General features: G+C 73.1%; 13 protein-coding genes. 10 read left to right on the top strand and 3 right to left on the bottom strand.

Going from position 1 to position 15,320, the window contains the following annotated elements:
* Positions 1-160 precede the first annotated feature (160 nt).
* From AXF14_RS12120 to AXF14_RS14220, 3 genes are read left to right on the top strand one after another with little or no spacing between them, the layout of a single operon-like run.
* The gene (locus tag AXF14_RS12120; RefSeq protein WP_169798270.1) at positions 161-820 is read left to right on the top strand and encodes an alpha/beta hydrolase; all 660 of its coding nucleotides are present in this window, start codon (positions 161-163) and stop codon (positions 818-820) included.
* Between the two features lie 59 nt (positions 821-879).
* Positions 880-1,881, top strand: a complete 1,002-nt coding sequence (locus tag AXF14_RS12115) for an IS481 family transposase (protein WP_067944424.1) — start codon at positions 880-882, stop codon at positions 1,879-1,881.
* A gap of 22 nt (positions 1,882-1,903) precedes the next feature.
* Positions 1,904-2,089, top strand: coding sequence for an alpha/beta hydrolase (locus tag AXF14_RS14220; RefSeq protein ID WP_067943570.1), 186 nt, complete (start codon positions 1,904-1,906; stop codon positions 2,087-2,089).
* A 50-nt stretch (positions 2,090-2,139) separates the two neighbouring features.
* Here the strand turns inward: AXF14_RS14220 and AXF14_RS12105 are convergent, their stop codons facing one another.
* Both AXF14_RS12105 and deoD read right to left on the bottom strand, forming a co-directional pair.
* On the bottom strand, positions 2,140-3,351 hold the full coding sequence (locus tag AXF14_RS12105; RefSeq protein WP_067943568.1) for an alpha/beta fold hydrolase: 1,212 nt from the start codon (positions 3,349-3,351) through the stop codon (positions 2,140-2,142).
* 140 nt (positions 3,352-3,491) lie between these two features.
* Positions 3,492-4,208 carry a purine-nucleoside phosphorylase gene (gene deoD, locus AXF14_RS12100; protein WP_067943566.1) on the bottom strand — a complete coding sequence of 239 codons (717 nt, stop codon included), beginning with the start codon at positions 4,206-4,208 and terminating at the stop codon, positions 3,492-3,494.
* A 291-nt stretch (positions 4,209-4,499) separates the two neighbouring features.
* On the opposite strand from deoD, the gene AXF14_RS12095 reads away from it, so the two are divergent.
* The 6 genes from AXF14_RS12095 to AXF14_RS12075 all read left to right on the top strand — a co-directional run bounded on the left by AXF14_RS12095 (position 4,500) and on the right by AXF14_RS12075 (position 10,564).
* Entirely contained in the window at positions 4,500-6,053 is a 1,554-nt protein-coding gene (locus tag AXF14_RS12095) for a sodium-dependent transporter (protein WP_067943564.1), read from the top strand.
* A gap of 1 nt (position 6,054) precedes the next feature.
* The gene (locus tag AXF14_RS13400; RefSeq protein ID WP_084355557.1) at positions 6,055-6,228 is read left to right on the top strand and encodes a methionine/alanine import family NSS transporter small subunit; all 174 of its coding nucleotides are present in this window, start codon (positions 6,055-6,057) and stop codon (positions 6,226-6,228) included.
* Positions 6,229-6,320: 92 nt separating this feature from the next.
* Positions 6,321-7,175 (top strand): HAD hydrolase family protein, encoded by an 855-nt coding sequence (locus AXF14_RS12090; protein WP_067943562.1) that lies wholly within the window; start codon positions 6,321-6,323, stop codon positions 7,173-7,175.
* Positions 7,176-7,189: 14 nt separating this feature from the next.
* Entirely contained in the window at positions 7,190-9,154 is a 1,965-nt protein-coding gene (locus AXF14_RS12085; protein ID WP_236755657.1) for a metallophosphoesterase family protein, read from the top strand.
* A 127-nt stretch (positions 9,155-9,281) separates the two neighbouring features.
* Positions 9,282-10,055 (top strand): metal-dependent transcriptional regulator, encoded by a 774-nt coding sequence (locus tag AXF14_RS12080; RefSeq protein WP_067943561.1) that lies wholly within the window; start codon positions 9,282-9,284, stop codon positions 10,053-10,055.
* A gap of 41 nt (positions 10,056-10,096) precedes the next feature.
* Positions 10,097-10,564: an HIT family protein gene (locus AXF14_RS12075; RefSeq protein WP_067943560.1), complete on the top strand. Its 468-nt coding sequence runs from the start codon at positions 10,097-10,099 to the stop codon at positions 10,562-10,564.
* A gap of 117 nt (positions 10,565-10,681) precedes the next feature.
* On the opposite strand, the gene nhaA is transcribed toward AXF14_RS12075, so the two are convergent.
* Complete coding sequence (gene nhaA, locus AXF14_RS12070) at positions 10,682-11,932, bottom strand: Na+/H+ antiporter NhaA (RefSeq protein ID WP_067943558.1); 1,251 nt, start codon at positions 11,930-11,932, stop codon at positions 10,682-10,684.
* A 319-nt stretch (positions 11,933-12,251) separates the two neighbouring features.
* Between nhaA and AXF14_RS12065 the strand changes: the two genes are divergently transcribed.
* Positions 12,252-15,212: a leucine--tRNA ligase gene (locus AXF14_RS12065; RefSeq protein ID WP_067943553.1), complete on the top strand. Its 2,961-nt coding sequence runs from the start codon at positions 12,252-12,254 to the stop codon at positions 15,210-15,212.
* Positions 15,213-15,320 lie beyond the last annotated feature (108 nt).

The following is a 15,320-nucleotide window of genomic DNA, read 5'->3' as shown; positions in this document are numbered from 1 at the left end:
CGCAGGTGAGGGTGCGGTCGTGAGCGCGTCGGCTAGCGTCCGGCGGGTGACTTGCGCACCGCTCCCGCCCGGACGACGTGTCCTCCGGACTGCTCTCGGACTCGCCTGCCTCGTCGCCGCCGGCTGGACGGCCAGCGTCGCTGTCGCGGTGCTCCGAGGCTTGCACCCCGCGACGGCCGTCCTCCTCGCGGTCGTGACGCTGCTCGGCCTCGGGCTCCTCGTCTCAGGCCTGCGAGGACTCCCCGATGCACGGGCGGGGCGCAGAGGGAGCGGGCGCCGTGTCCTCGCGGGCGTCGGGCGCGCACTTCTCGCCGTCCTCGTCCTCGCACTGGCGGGGGCCACCGCCTGGCTCCGTCCCGCCGCCGCGACGAGCGAGAGGATCGCCGACGGCGTCACCGTCGCTGAGAGCTCGATCGAGATCGTCCTGCGCCCCGCGACCGGGACGGCCACGACCGGCCTCGTGCTCCAACCGGGCGCCCTCGTCGCGCCCCAGGCGTACGTGCCGCTCGCCTCGGACGTCGCCGCGGGCGGCTACGAGGTCGTCATCGTCAAGCAGCGGCTCCAGGTCGCCTTCCTCGCCACGGGCGCCGCCGAGGCCGTCATCGCCCACCACCCCGAGGTCACCACGTGGGCCGTCGGAGGACACAGTCTCGGTGGCGTCGTCGCCGCGCGCGAGGTCGACGCCCCGGCCGTGCGCGGCCTCCTCCTGTGGGCCGCCTACCCCGCCAGCCGGGTCGCGGACGAGAAGGGCCTCGACATCACCTCGGTCACCGCGAGCGCTAACTGTACTTCACCGGGAGGTTGTGAACGGTCGAGGTAGCGAGGACCTCCGGGCAGGATGTGGGTTACCGCACTCGCATCCTGACCACGGAGGTCCTCATGACTCACGCTAACGCGCCTTTGACGCCGGAGGGGCGTCGTCGCCTCGCTGTTCTCGTCGTCGATCAGGGCTGGTCCCTGCGGCGCGCCGCCGAACGGTTCCAGTGCTCGCCGGCGACGGCGAAGCGGTGGGTGGACAGGTACCGGTCCGGGCTGGAGCTGACCGACCGAAGCTCGAGGCCGAGTTCCTCCCCAGGGCGACTGCCTCGCAGGACGGAGCACCGGATCATCGCGCTGCGGTTCACACGTCGGTGGGGTCCCCACCGGATCGCCTATCACCTGCGGCTGCACCGCTCCACGGTCGGACGGGTACTGGCCCGCTATCACATGCCGAAGCTGGCCAACATCGACCAGTCCACCGGGCTGCCAGTGCGCAAGCCGGCACCGCGGCGGTACGAGGTCGCTGCGCCCGGCCTGCTGGTGCACGTTGACGTCAAGAAGCAAGGCCGCATCCCCGACGGCGGCGGCTGGCGGGTCCACGGTCGCGGATCCGTCCAGGACCGCACCGCGGGCGCTGTGCGCGATCGAGCCGCCAGGGCAGGGGCGCCGGGCTCGCGCGGCTACCGGTACCTGCACCACGCCGTCGACGACTACTCCAGGGTCGCGTACTCCGAGATCCTCGACGACGAGCGCAAGGAGACCGCGGCCGCCTTCTGGCAACGAGCGAACGCGTTCTTCTCCGGCCTCGGCGTCACCGTCACCGCCGTGATGACGGACAATGGCGCCTGCTACCGCTCGCGCGCCTTCGCTGATGCCCTCGGCCAGGCCGTCAAGCACAAGTGGACCAAGCCCTACCGGCCGCAGACCAACGGCAAGGTCGAGCGCTTCAACCGCACTCTCGCCGCCGAGTGGGCGTATGCCGCCGTCTACACCGACGAGGCAGAGCGAACCGCCGCCTACACGACCTGGCTGCACTACTACAATCACCACCGACCCCACACCGGAATCGGCGGCCAGACCCCCTCAGACCGCGTTCACAACCTCATGGGGAAGTACAGCTAACGGGCTCACCACGCCCGCGAAGGTGGCCGGCACCCGGAACCTGCTCCCCGCCGGTACCCGCTTCGTGGAGGTGGACGGCGCCGTCCACGCTGACTTCGGGGACTACGGGCCCCAGGACGGAGACGGAGAGCCGACGACGAGCCGCACGAGCGCCCAGGAGCAGATCGTCGCCGCCTCCCAGGCACTGCTCTCCGGCCTCGCGCGCTAGGCGTCGTTCCCTCGGGAGTGCGCCGACCCGGGCCGGGACCGGGACCGTGCTCAGACGGGCAGCGCGAGGCACGCTCGGACGATCGCCGGGAGCCGTGCGGCGACGGCGAGCCGCGGGAGCGCGTCGAGCGCGTCCTCGAGCCCCGGCAACCGTTCCCAGGCGCCCGCCTGAATCGCCCTCACGACGGCGAGAGCCGTCTCGGGACGGTTCTCGAGCGCCGAGTGCCCGCCGTCGATCGTCACGAGGACGCCGTGGGGGAGCCCGGCCGCCGCCCGGCGTGCCACCTCCGGCGGGGTCGTCATGTCGCGGCGCCCCGAGACGACGACGGTCGGCCAGGTGAAGCGGCGCAGCGCGCGCGGGAGGTCGTGGGACTCACCGGCGAAGGCCTCGTGCGGCGCGTCGCTGCCCTCGACGGGCCCGTAGGTCAGCGCGACGTCGAGCGGGGCGCCGTCGGGCTCGGGGGAGAAGTCGAGCTCGTGCAGGGCGAGGGCGGAGACGAGGTCGTACTCGTAGAAGGCGGGCCAGCTGCCGCCCTCGGGCTCCGGGCCGTGGCCGGCCCAGGCGAGCAGGAGCGCGCGTGCCAGGCGCCCACGGCCACGGGCCCAGGCGTCGGTGACCGCGCGGGACAGCTCCGGGCCGCCGAGCTCCCACGCCGCGCGCAGGGCGTCGACGAGCTCGTCGTCGGGGAGGCCGCCGTGGGACAGGGCCCTGACCCGGGCCGAGAGCACGGCGCTCCCGGGGACCGAGCCCTCCCACAGCGCGGCGCGCACGGCCCGGCGCTCGGCGCGCAGCGCTCTCGTGGTGAGCAGCGGGGAGTCGAGGACCATGGCGGCCACCCGCTCCGGTGCCCGCTCGCCGAGGGCCACCGCCAGGTAGGCGCCGTAGGAGGAGCCGAACACGAGCGCCCGCGGCGCCCGCACGGCGTCGAGCACGCTGAGCAGGTCGTCGATGACCGCGTCCACCGTGAGGTCCTCGGCGAGGAGGTCGTGCCCGGTCGTGTCCCGCCGTGACAGTCCGACGCCCCGGTGCTCGACCATGAGGACGTCGACGCCGATCCGTGAGGTCCTGGCGCGGAGCCCCGCGTAGGGCGGCACGGAGGCAAGGCCCGGGCCGCCGGGGATGACGAGGACGGGCTCCTCCGTCACCGGGCCTGAGCGCACGTAGCGCAGGTCGAGGGCTCGGGCGCGCGAGAGCGGCCGTCGCACCGTCCCCTGACCGGGGAGGGCGGCGGCCGCTCGTGGCAGCACCTGGCGCATGATCATGCAGCGCAGGCTACGACTCCGGGCGCGCACCCGCGCGCCGGCCGCGCTCCACGCTCGCCGCGACGCCGCGCCCCGGGCCCTGCCTGCGGCGCGTCGCGCTCCGCGAGGGCCTGCCTGGTCGCTCGGTGTGGGCGTCTGCCTCAGCTGAGCGCGGCTGCGACGGCGAGGCGCAGGGAGTCCTGGAAACGGGTCTCGCGGTCCTCGGCGGACATGTCCCCGGAGTGGTCGAGGAGGTGGTCCGAGATCGTGAGGACGGCGAGGGCCTGCGTGCCGTACTCGGCGGCGGTGCCGTACAGGGCCGCGGCCTCCATTTCGACGGCGAGGGTGCCGTAGCGGGAGAGCGCCTCGGTCTGGCCCTCGGGCGTGAAGTAGAAGTGGTCGCGCGAGATGATCGTGCCGGCGTGGACGCGGTCCGTCATGCCGGCGGCCTCGGCCTCGGCCCAGGCGGCCTGGGCGAGGTGGAAGTCGGCGACGGCGGAGAAGTTGACGCCTGGGACGCGCAGCTGGTTCATGGCGGAGTCGGTGTGGGCGCCGGTGGCGATGACGACGTCGCCGACGTGGACGTCCTTGCCGATGCCGCCGGCGGTGCCGACGCGGATGATGCGCTGGACGCCGAACTGGCTGAAGAGCTCGGTGGCGTAGATGGTGAAGGAGGGCTGGCCCATCCCGGAGCCCATGACGGAGAGCGGCTTGCCCTCGTGGGTGCCGGTGAAGCCGAGCATGCCGCGCACGTCGGAGACGAGGCGGGGCCCGTCGAGGACGGCCTCGGCGATGCGCTGGGCGCGCTTGGGGTCACCGGGCATGAGGACGGCGGGGGCGAAGTCGTCGGGCTCGGCGGCGATGTGCGGGGTGGCCATGGGGTTCCTTCTCGTTCTGCGTGGCGCCCGCGGGGGTGCGGGGCGCTCCGGGCGCCGTCGGCGTCCTCGGGGACGCGCGGGGCGCGAGGTCGACGGGTGCCGGAGGGGCGCCTCTAGTCCGGCACAGTGTCGCACAGCACAGTGGTCTCGGATCGTGGGACACGATCTGCACGACACGTGGTCACGACTACCTTCGCGAGCCATCAGCGTCCCTGCGCCCGTGCGCAGGTCAGCGGCGCGCGGCCGCCCCGGCCGGCGTACGACGGTTACCCCTCACAAGAGGTCCTCTCCATGTCCACCTCACCCAAAGCGGCCGCGCCCGAGCGCGAGCAGTGGTCCGGCCAGCTCGGCTTCCTCATGGCGGCCATCGGCTCCGCCATCGGCCTGGGCAACATCTGGCGCTTCCCCGGCGTCGCCTACTCCAACGGCGGCGGGGCCTTCATGGTCCCCTACATCGTCGCCCTGCTCCTCGCGGGCATCCCGGTACTGCTGCTCGACTACGCCCTCGGCCACCGCTTCCGCGGCTCCGCGCCGGCCGTCTTCCGCCGTCTCGCGCGCCGTTTCGAGTGGCTCGGCTGGTGGCAGGTCTTCATCAACTTCGTCATCATGACGTACTACGCAGTCATCGTGGCCTGGTCCCTGCGCTACATGCTCTACTCGTTCAACCTCGCCTGGGGCGACGACGCGAAGGGCTTCTTCTACGGCTACATCGGCCTCGGGGACACGCCGGCTTACTCGGCCACCCCGATCCACGGGGTCATCATCCCCCTGCTCCTCGTGTGGGCCTTCGGCCTGTTCACCGTCGCCCGAGGCGTCACCAACGGCATCGAGAAGGCGAACAAGGTCTTCCTACCGCTCCTCGTCGTCATGTTCACGATCCTGGTGATCCGGGCGATCATGCTCCCCGGCGCCACCAACGGCCTCAACGCCCTGTTCACCCCGCAGTGGGACGCCCTGGGCAGCTACAAGGTGTGGATGGCGGCCTTCGGCCAGATCTTCTTCTCCCTGTCCGTGGGCTTCGGCATCATGCTCACCTACGCCTCCTACCTCAAGCCGCGCTCCAACCTCGTGGGCACCGGCTTCGTGGCCGCCTTCGCCAACTCCTCCTTCGAGCTCCTCGCCGGCATCGGCGTCTTCGCGACCCTCGGCTTCATGGCGCACGCGCAGGGCACCACCGTCGACCAGCTCGACGGCATCGCCGGCCCGACGCTCTCCTTCGTCACCTTCCCGACCGTCATCTCCCAGATGCCCGGCGGCGCGATCTTCGGCGTCCTCTTCTTCGGCTCCTTCTTCATGGCGGGCCTGACCTCCTTCATCTCGATCATCCAGGTGGTCGTCCCCGCCGTCGCGGAGAAGTTCGGCTGGTCGATCCCCAAGGCCACGCTGATCTCAGGCCTGCCGGCCGCCGTGCTCTCCTTCGTGCTCTTCGGGACGGCCTCGGGGCTCTACGACCTCGACGTCGTCGACGCCTACATCAACAACATCGGCGTGGTGTTCTCCGCGATCGTCATGTGCATCGGCGTCGGCTGGGTCCTGCGCCGCACCAAGCGCCTCCAGCGTCATCTCAACCTCGTCTCCGAGACCCGGATCGTGGGCGCCTGGTGGCGCGTCATGATCGAGTTCGTCGTCCCGCTCCTCCTCGGCTTCATGTTCGTCCAGGCGCTGTGGGGCTACGCCACCAGCGGCTATGAGCCGAGCTACCCGCGCCACCTCGAGGGCGTCTTCGGCTGGGGCATGCTCCTGCTCGGCGCCGTCCTCGTCGCCGTCTTCACGGCCGCCCCGTGGCGCACGAAGGTGGACGGCTTCAAGCCCGTCGACCTCGACGTCCTCGAGGGGGTGAGGTGACATGACCGGATCGGCCCTCATCCTCATGCTGGTCGCCACGATCATCATCTGGGGCGGTCTCGCCGTCTCCGTCACCGCGCTCATCGTGCGCGGCCGCCGCGAGGAGGACGAGGCGCGCGCCGCGGCCTTCGAGCGCGCCCACGCCCACATGCGCGAGGGCGCCCAGCTCGGCTGAGCGCAGCGACGCACCCGTCGTCGCACGACGACGTGACGCACCCGGCCCGGACGGTGAACCACCGTCCGGGCCGGGTGCGTCACAATGCCACCATGACCGACCAGCCCAGCACTCCCTCGGCGTCCTCGCTGACGACCGCCGACCCCGAGGCCCTGCCCGCCCTCGTCGCCTTCGACCTGGACGACACCCTCGCACCCTCGAAGTCGCCCGTCCCCGACCCCATGGCCGCGGCGCTGCGCGCCCTCCTCGACGTCGTGCCCGTCTGCGTCATCTCGGGCGGCCAGATCAACCAGTTCCGCGACCAGGTCCTCGCCCGCATCGACGCGACCCCCGCCGAGCTCACCCGCCTCCACCTCATGCCCACCTGCGGCACCCGCTACTACCGCTACGAGGGCCCCGCCTCCGGCACCGCTGACTCCGACGCGCTCGCCGGCTGGACCCTCGAGTACGCCAACGACCTCACCCCCGAGCAGATCACCGAGGGCTTCGCCATCGTCGAGCGCGAGGCCCGCCGCCTGGGCCTGTGGGAGACGGAGACCTGGGGGCCCGTCCTCGAGGACCGCGGCAGCCAGATCACCTTCTCCGCCCTCGGCCAGGAGGCCCCTGTCGACGCCAAGCGCGCCTGGGACCCCACGGGGGAGAAGAAGTCCGCACTGCGCGACGCCGTCGCCCCCCACCTGCCCGAGCTCGAGGTCCGCTCCGGCGGCTCCACCAGCGTCGACATCACCCTCAAGGGCGTCGACAAGGCCTACGGCATGCGCCGTCTCGCCGAGGTCACCGGCATCGCCCTGGACGACACGCTCTTCGTCGGGGACCGCCTCGACCCTGCCGGCAACGACTACCCGGTCAAGGCCCTCGGCGTCCCCTGCCACGCCGTCACCGGCTGGGAGGACACCGCCGCCTACGTCACCGAGCTCGCCGCCCGCCTCGCCGCGGCCCGCCACTGAGGAGCGCCCGCCAGGTGACCGGAGACTCGCCCGAGCACCCGACGCGGCGGACCGCCCCCGAGGCGGACGCCGCGTCGACTCCCCGCGCCCCGGGCCGGGTCCGCCGTCTCGAGGCGGGTCCCGGCCGCGGTCCGCTGCGCGACGCGGTCGCCCGCGTCCACGGCGCCCTCACCCGCTTCTGGGACGCCCGCACCGTCGCCTTCCGCAGGGTCGTGCGCACGAGCGCCCTGCTCCTCGTCACAGGCACGCTCAGCCTCCTGCTCGGCGTCGTCACCGCGAGCGGCTCCTCGCCCGTCGGCCCGCACGAGGCCGACTGGTCGACGACCCTGGACTCCTCCGTCTCCCTCGACCTCGGACCCGTCGGATCGGTCTCCCTGGACTCGCCCGTGGCGCCGCTCGGCGTCGACGTCGTCCTCGGCGAGATCCCCGCTGCCGGCGACGACTCGGCCGTGTCCTCTACGAGCGCCGGCCTGGACCTGTCCTCCGACGGCGCCGCCTACGTCAACCTCATCAGCCACCCCGAGCCCACCATCGAGGCCGGCGTCCGGGCCCTCGCCGCCGACGCCCTGCGCCGCGCCGGGCTCCTCGAGTCGATCGTGCTCTCCCTCGCCGCGGCCGGTCGGCTCGCCGCCCGCGGACGCCTGCGCGACGGCGTGCGCGCCGGCCTGTCCCGCGGACCCGCCTCCGCGCTCGTCGCCTCCACCACGGCGGTCGCCGTCGCCGCCCTGCTCGTCCCGCGGCTCACCGCCGGCACTCCGCAGGGGAGCACCCTCGACGTGCTGTCCGGCACGGCCCTCGCCGACGCCCGGGTCTCCGGCCGCGTCGCCGACGTCATCGAGGCCTACGGTCCGCGCGTCAAGACCTTCCTCGACGAGGACGAGCGCTTCTACACCGCCGCCGAGGCCAACCTCCGCGCCGCCTGGGCGGCCTCGCAGGCCGTCGGCGGCACCACCACCGTCACCGCCTCGGACGGCGAGGTCGACGACGACGCCGTCGCCTCCGCCGCGGCCACGGCCCTCGCCCGCGAGCGCCTCACCGGGCAGGTCGCCTCGCCCGCCCCCACCGCCTCGGAGCCGGCGACCGCGAGCCTTGACCCCAGCGCGAGCCCGGGCGACGACGCTACCGCCTCCGCGAGCTCGACCCCGCGCACCACTGGCGCCCTCACCACCGGCCAGGACGGCGCCATCACTGCCGTCATGAGCACCGACCTGCACTGCAACCTCGACATGATCGCCCTGGCCGGAACCCTCGACGAGGTCTCCGGCGCGGCGGTCCACATGGACGACGGCGACCTCACGATGACGGGCTCCTCCGCCGAGCAGGTCTGCGTGGACGCCCTCGACCGGGCCGTGCCGCGCGGCACCGCCCGCGTCGCCACCATCGGCAACCACGACTCCGCGGACACCGCCGCCCGCCTGCGCGCCATGGGCTGGACGGTCACCGACGGCACCGTCCAGAAGGTCGCCGGGCTCACCGTGCTCGGCGACGTCGACGCCGAGCGCACCGACGCCTCCGGCACCCGGCAGCGCGGCGACGAGACCGTCGAGCAGCTCGGGACGCGGCTCAGCACCGTCGCCTGCGACTCGCTGGCGGCCGGCCTCCGGGTCGACGTCATGCTCATCCACGAGCCCTACACCTTCGCTCCCATGCAGGCCTCCGGGTGCACGCCGCTGCTCCTGGCCGGGCACGTCCACCAGGAGCGCGGGATGAGCGTCACCCAGGGGCAGGACGGGCCCGTGGCCGCCCTCATCAGCGGGGCCGGCAAGGGCGGCACCTCGCTCGGCGCCGTCACCCAGGACGCCTACCTGCACGTCCTGTCCTTCTCCACCGACGGCGACCTGCTCGCCTGGCGCGCCGTCGTCGTCCACACCGACGCCTCGGTGACGGTCGGCGCCTGGCAGCCGGTGCCCGCGGCCGGGACGACGGGGCAGGGCGCCGCCGCGACCGCGACCGCGTCGTCCACCGCCGCGGCCGACTGACGCGCGCCGTCGGCGACCGGTGCGACGCGCACGGCGGACGCGGTGCCACGCGGCGGACCCAGTGCCACGCGGCGGCTGGCCCGGCGGGGTGCACAATGGCCCCGCACACCGACGGTCAGGAGGAGACATGGCCCGAGACGCCCGCACCCCCGCCCCTCCCGCCGGGACCGGCGACTCCGCCGTCACCCAGGACTACCTCAAGGCCGTCTGGTCCGCCTCCGAGTGGGGCGGGCCCGGCGCCTCCATCACCGGCCTCGCCCGCCGCATGGGCGTCGCGCCCTCGACCGCCTCGGAGAACGTGACCCGCCTCGTCGAGGCCGGGCTCCTCGTCCACGAGCCCTACAAGGCCGTCACCCTCACCGAGCGCGGCCACGCCCTCGCCACCTCGACGGTGCGCCGGCACCGGCTGCTCGAGACCTACCTCGTCGAGCGCCTGGGACTGACCTGGGACGAGGTCCACGACGAGGCCGAGGTCCTCGAGCACGCCGTCTCCGACCGTCTCCTCACCGCCCTGGACGAGGCGCTCGACCACCCGGTGCGCGACCCCCACGGCGATCCGGTCCCCGCGCCGGACGGCACCTGCGTCCAGCCGGCGCTGCGCAGCGTCGACACCCTGCGCGTCGGGCAGACGGGCGTCGTCGGTCGGATCCTCGACGACGTCGCCACCCTGCGCGAGCTCGCCGCCGCCGGCATCGGGCTGGACACGCCCGTCACCGTCGTCGACCGGGTCGCGGCCTCCTCTCCCGCCGCCGGGGAGGCGACCGGCCGCAGCGGACGGTCCGCGCGGCGCCGATCTAGCGTCCTGCGCGCCGTCCTGCCCGTCGGCGCCCCACGGCCGGAGCAGGAGACGGCGACCGTCGCCGTCGGCAGCCTCTGGGTGCTCGACGAGCGCGCCCGCTGAGCGGCCGCTCCGCCTGCGCCCGGTCTCGCTAGGCTCGGGCCATGAGCAGCGCTGAGAGGTCCGAGCCGACCGTCTTCACCAGGATCATCAACGGGGAGATCCCCGGCCGCTTCGTGTGGGCCGACGACGTCTGCGTCGCCTTCGCGACCATCGAGCCGCAGACGCGCGGTCACGTCCTCGTCGTCCCCCGCGAGGAGATCGAGTCCTACGTCGACGCCCCGGAGAAGACCGTTGCGCACCTCGCCGTCGTCGCGCAGCGCATCGCCGCCACCCAGGTCCGCGTCTTCGACGCCGTCCGCCCGGGGATCATCGTCGTCGGGCTCGACGTGCCCCACCTGCACGTCCACGTCCTGCCGCTCCACCAGGCCTCCGACGTCAACCCGTCCAGCGCCGCGGCGGCCGAGGCCGACGACCTCGACGCCGCCATGACCGAGCTGCGCGCCGGGCTCGTCGAGGACGGCTGGGGCGCGAACGTGCCCGCCGAGCTGGGCTCGGCCGCCCTGGCCTGAGCCGCGCCCGGCACCCGACGTCGTCCGGGCGGCCGACGACGGAGGAGGGCCCCGCAGCGTCTGCTGCGGGGCTCTCCTCCTGTGCTCGGGGCGGTCGGTGGCCGACCTCCGTGGGGATCAGTGCCGACGGACGTGAATGGTGCCCGTGCGGGCCGACGGCGTTCCGCGACGGTGCGTGCGCACGCGCACCTGCAGGAGGACGGCGCCGAGCACCGCGCTGATCGCCGTGCCCAGCAGGACCGCGGCGCGCGCGTGCTCCATCGTCGACCCCTCGCCGAAGGCCAGCCCGGCGATGAGGAGCGAGACCGTGAATCCGATCCCGGCGATCGTCGCCAGGCCCAGGACGTCGGGCGTGTCGACTCCGTGGCCCAGCCGCAGCCCCGTGAAGCGGGTGAGGACGACGACCGAACCCCAGATGCCCAGGATCTTGCCGAGCGGCAGGCCGAGGTAGACGCCGACCGCCACCGGGTCGGTGAGGACCTGGCCGAGGCCGCCGGCGTCGACGAGGTTGACGCCCGCCGCCATGAGGGCGAAGAGCGGCAGCGCGATCCCGGCGCTGAACGGGTGCACGAGGTGCGTGAAGCGGGCCGTCATCCCGGTCGGCTCGCGGCGGGTCGGGCGCGCCGGGACGGTGAGACCGAGGAGGACGCCCGCGATGGTGGCGTGCACCCCGGAGGCGTGCATGAGCCACCAGGCCACCGCGCCGAGCGGGATGAGCAGGAACCAGTGCGTGACGCCCCGCTGGACGAGCAGCCCGAAGAGGGCGACCACGGCGAGCGCCCCCAGGAGCGCCAGGACGTTGAGGCCGTGCGAGAAGAAGACGGCGATGACGATGATCGCGAGGAGGTCGTCGACGACGGCGAGGGTGAGGAGGAAGGTGCGGGCCGCCGGCGGCATGCCCTTGCCGAAGATCGACAGGACGGCGACGGCGAAGGCGATGTCGGTCGCCGTCGGGACGGCCCAGCCGGACACGTCCCCCGAGCCGACGAGCTGGACGGCGGTGTAGACCACCGCCGGTCCGGCCATGCCGAAGACGGCGGCGAGCATGGGCAGGGCCGCCTCGCGCAGGTCGCGCAGCGATCCCACCACCATCTCCTGCTTGAGCTCGAGGCCCACGACGAAGAAGAACACGGCCAGGAGGCCGTCGGCGGCCCAGGTCGCCAGGTCGAGGTCGAGGTGGAGCGCGTGCGGGCCGACGACGGTCGTGGACAGCGACTCGTAGGCGCCGCGCCACGGCGAGTTCGCCCAGGTCAGGGCGATGAGCGCGGCGGCCACCATGAGCAGGCCGGAGAAGACCTCGGACTCGAGCCGGTGGGCGAGGGCGGCGAAGGGGTTGCGCGGGCGGGACGGGTGGGCGGCGGGGGTCATGAGGGCCTCTCGTCGTCGGTCATCGTACGGGCGGGAGTGGGCAGGCTACGGGAGTCTCCTGGGAGCCTCCTGGGTACGGCGGCGCGGGCGGGCGACGGGTCCCGTCGGCGCGACCCCGGTGACGCCGCCGGACGCCGTCGCGGGAAGCGGGCCGGCGGCGTCCTCGGACGTGACGGGCGTCGCCCGACCAGGACTCGGACGGCAGCGGTTCCGCGCCGTTCCGGGCGATAGGCTGGCCTCAGCGAGGAGCGCGTCACCGTCTCACCCGGGCGGCGCGGCGCTCCCACCACGCCACGAGCAGGAAGAGAGCCCTCCGTCGATGAGCCAGACTCAGCAGACCCCGGAGCAGACCAGCGGTTCCACCACGCCGTACCGCTACACGGCCCAGCTGGCCGACACCATCGAGACCGCCTGGCAGGACCGCTGGGAGTCCGAGGGCACCTTCTACTCCGACAACCCGGTCGGCGCGCTCGCGGGTCCGGACGCCGCCAAGGAGAAGTACTTCCTCCTCGACATGTTCCCCTACCCCTCGGGCAAGGGCCTGCACGTCGGCCACCCCCTGGGCTACATCGCCACCGACGTCGTCGCCCGCTTCACCCGCATGACGGGCAAGAACGTCCTCTACACGATGGGCTACGACGCCTTCGGCCTGCCCGCCGAGCAGTACGCCGTCCAGACCGGCCAGCACCCGCGCGTCTCCACCGAGGCGAACATCGCCAACATGCGCCGCCAGCTGCGCCGCCTCGGCCTGTCCCACGACAAGCGCCGCACCCTGGCCACCATCGACGTCGACTACGTCAAGTGGACCCAGTGGATCTTCCTCAAGGTCTTCAACTCCTGGATGGACCCCGAGGCCCCGCGCCGCGACGGCCGCGGCAAGGGCGCCGCCCGCCCCGTGACCGAGCTCGTTGAGAAGCTCGCCGCCGGCACCGTCGCCACCCCCGACGGCCGCCCCTGGGCCGAGCTGTCCAAGGCCGAGCAGGCCGAGGTCGTCGACTCCCACCGCCTCGCCTACGTCTCCAACGCGCCGGTCAACTGGTGCCCGGGCCTCGGCACCGTCCTCGCCAACGAGGAGGTCACCTCCGAGGGCCGCTCCGAGCGCGGCAACTACCCCGTCTTCAAGCGGAACCTGCGCCAGTGGATGATGCGCATCACCGCCTACGGCGACCGCCTCGCCGACGACCTCGACACCGTCGACTGGCCCGAGAAGGTCAAGTCGATGCAGCGCAACTGGATCGGCCGCTCCGAGGGCGCCGAGGTCACCTTCGCCGTCGACGGCGCCGCCGCGGCCGGCTCCGAGGTCACCGACCTCACCGTCTACACCACCCGCCCCGACACCCTCTTCGGCGCCACCTTCATGGTCGTCGCCCCCGAGCACCCGCTGCTGGGCTCCATCGAGGTCTCCAGCGAGGACGGCCTCACCGTCCCCGCGGCCTGGCCCGAGGGCACCCGCGAGGCCTGGAAGGACGGGCACGCCACCCCGGCCCAGGCCGTGGCCGCCTACCGCGCGCAGGCAGCCGCCGCCACCGAGGCCGAGCGCACTGACGAGAGCCGCACCAAGACCGGCGTCTTCACCGGCTTCTACGGCGTCAACCCCGTGAGCGGCGAGCGCGTGCCGATCTTCGTCGCCGACTACGTCCTCATGGGCTACGGCACCGGCGCCATCATGGCCGTCCCCGCCCACGACGACCGCGACTACGCCTTCGCCACCAAGTACGACCTCGACCTCGTCCAGACCATCGGCCCGGACGACGACCCGCACGGCGTCGACCTCGCCCAGGGCGCCTACACCGGCGACGGCGTCGCCGTCGACTCCGCCAACGAGCGCGTCGACCTCAACGGCCTCACCAAGGACGAGGCCAAGGCCCGCATGATCGCCTTCCTCGAGTCCGAGGGCACCGGCCGCGGCGCCGTCACCTACCGCCTGCGCGACTGGCTCTTCTCCCGCCAGCGCTACTGGGGCGAGCCCTTCCCGATCGTCTGGGACGAGGACGGTCAGGTCCACGCGATCCCCGAGTCCATGCTCCCCGTCGAGCTGCCCGAGGTCACCGACTACTCGCCGCGCTCCTACGACCCCGACGACGCCGGCTCCTCCCCGGAGCCGCCGCTGGGCAAGGCCGAGGAGTGGGTCAAGGTCGAGCTCGACCTGGGCGACGGCCCGCGCACCTACTACCGCGAGACGAACACGATGCCCCAGTGGGCCGGCTCGTGCTGGTACGAGATGCGCTACATCGACCCCACGGACCAGGACGAGCTGGTCGCCCCGGCCAACGAGTCCTACTGGATGGGGCCGCGCCCCGAGGCCGGCAACACCTCCGGCGGCACCGACCTCTACGTCGGCGGCGTCGAGCACGCCGTCCTCCACCTGCTCTACTCGCGCTTCTGGCACAAGGTCCTCTTCGACCTCGGCGTCGTCAGCTCCTCCGAGCCGTACCACAAGCTCTTCAACCAGGGCTACGTCCAGGCCTACGCCTACACCGACTCCCGCGGCCAGTACGTCCCGGCCGACGAGGTCGAGGAGAGCACGGCAGCGGACGGCTCCCCTGTGTTCTCATGGCACGGCGAGCCCGTGAGCCGCGAGTACGGCAAGATGGGCAAGTCCCTCAAGAACATCGTGACCCCGGACGACATGTACGAGGCCTACGGCGCGGACACCTTCCGCGTCTACGAGATGTCCATGGGCCCGCTCGACCAGGACCGCCCCTGGGACACGCGCGCCGTCTCCGGCTCGCAGCGCTTCCTGCAGCGCCTGTGGCGCAACGTCGTCGACGAGACCACGGGGGAGACCACCGTGGTCGACGCCCCCGCCGACGACGCCACCCGCCGCCTCATCGCCCAGACGATCGTGGGCGTGAGGGACGACTACGAGGGCATGCGCGTCAACACCGCCATCGCCAAGCTCATCGTCCTCAACAACCACCTCACCGGCCTCGACTCCGTGCCGCGCGAGGCCATGGAGGCCCTCACCCTCATGGTCTCCCCGGTGGCCCCGCACATCGCGGAGGAGATCTGGAAGCGCCTCGGCCACGAGGGCTCGCTCGCCCACGAGGACTTCCCGACCGTCACCGACGAGTCCCTGCTCGCGGCGGACAAGGTCACCTGCGTCATCCAGGTCAAGGGCAAGGTCCGCGACCGCCTCGAGGTGGACCCGGAGATCGACCCGGCCGAGCTCGAGAGGCTCGCCCTGGCGGCCCCCGGCGTCATCCGCACCCTGGACGGCAAGGGCGTCCGCAAGGTCATCGTCCGCGCCCCCAAGCTCGTCTCCATCGTCCCCGAGTGAGCCGACGAGGCTGAGTCCGGTTCGACTTCGCCCCCTCGCCGAGATCGGGACATCATGACCTCGAGATCGGGACATCCTGTGCCCGGTGGCAGCGGGGCAGCGAACACG

This window comes from Actinomyces radicidentis (assembly GCF_001553565.1).
Taxonomy (GTDB): domain Bacteria; phylum Actinomycetota; class Actinomycetes; order Actinomycetales; family Actinomycetaceae; genus Actinomyces; species Actinomyces radicidentis.
This window is presented reverse-complemented; position numbering and strand designations above follow the sequence as displayed.

Excerpts from the sequence above, each read along its gene's own strand:
- AXF14_RS12075 (WP_067943560.1), top strand. The coding sequence starts at position 10,097 with ATGAGCAGCGCTGAGAGGTCCGAGCCGACCGTCTTCACCAGGATCATC.
- AXF14_RS12105 (WP_067943568.1), bottom strand. The coding sequence starts at position 3,351 with ATGATCATGCGCCAGGTGCTGCCACGAGCGGCCGCCGCCCTCCCCGGT.
- deoD (WP_067943566.1), bottom strand. The coding sequence starts at position 4,208 with ATGGCCACCCCGCACATCGCCGCCGAGCCCGACGACTTCGCCCCCGCC.
- nhaA (WP_067943558.1), bottom strand. The coding sequence starts at position 11,932 with ATGACCCCCGCCGCCCACCCGTCCCGCCCGCGCAACCCCTTCGCCGCC.
- AXF14_RS12095 (WP_067943564.1), top strand. The coding sequence starts at position 4,500 with ATGTCCACCTCACCCAAAGCGGCCGCGCCCGAGCGCGAGCAGTGGTCC.
- AXF14_RS12115 (WP_067944424.1), top strand. The coding sequence starts at position 880 with ATGACTCACGCTAACGCGCCTTTGACGCCGGAGGGGCGTCGTCGCCTC.
- AXF14_RS12090 (WP_067943562.1), top strand. The coding sequence starts at position 6,321 with ATGACCGACCAGCCCAGCACTCCCTCGGCGTCCTCGCTGACGACCGCC.
- AXF14_RS12065 (WP_067943553.1), top strand. The coding sequence starts at position 12,252 with ATGAGCCAGACTCAGCAGACCCCGGAGCAGACCAGCGGTTCCACCACG.
- AXF14_RS12080 (WP_067943561.1), top strand. The coding sequence starts at position 9,282 with ATGGCCCGAGACGCCCGCACCCCCGCCCCTCCCGCCGGGACCGGCGAC.
- AXF14_RS13400 (WP_084355557.1), top strand. The coding sequence starts at position 6,055 with ATGACCGGATCGGCCCTCATCCTCATGCTGGTCGCCACGATCATCATC.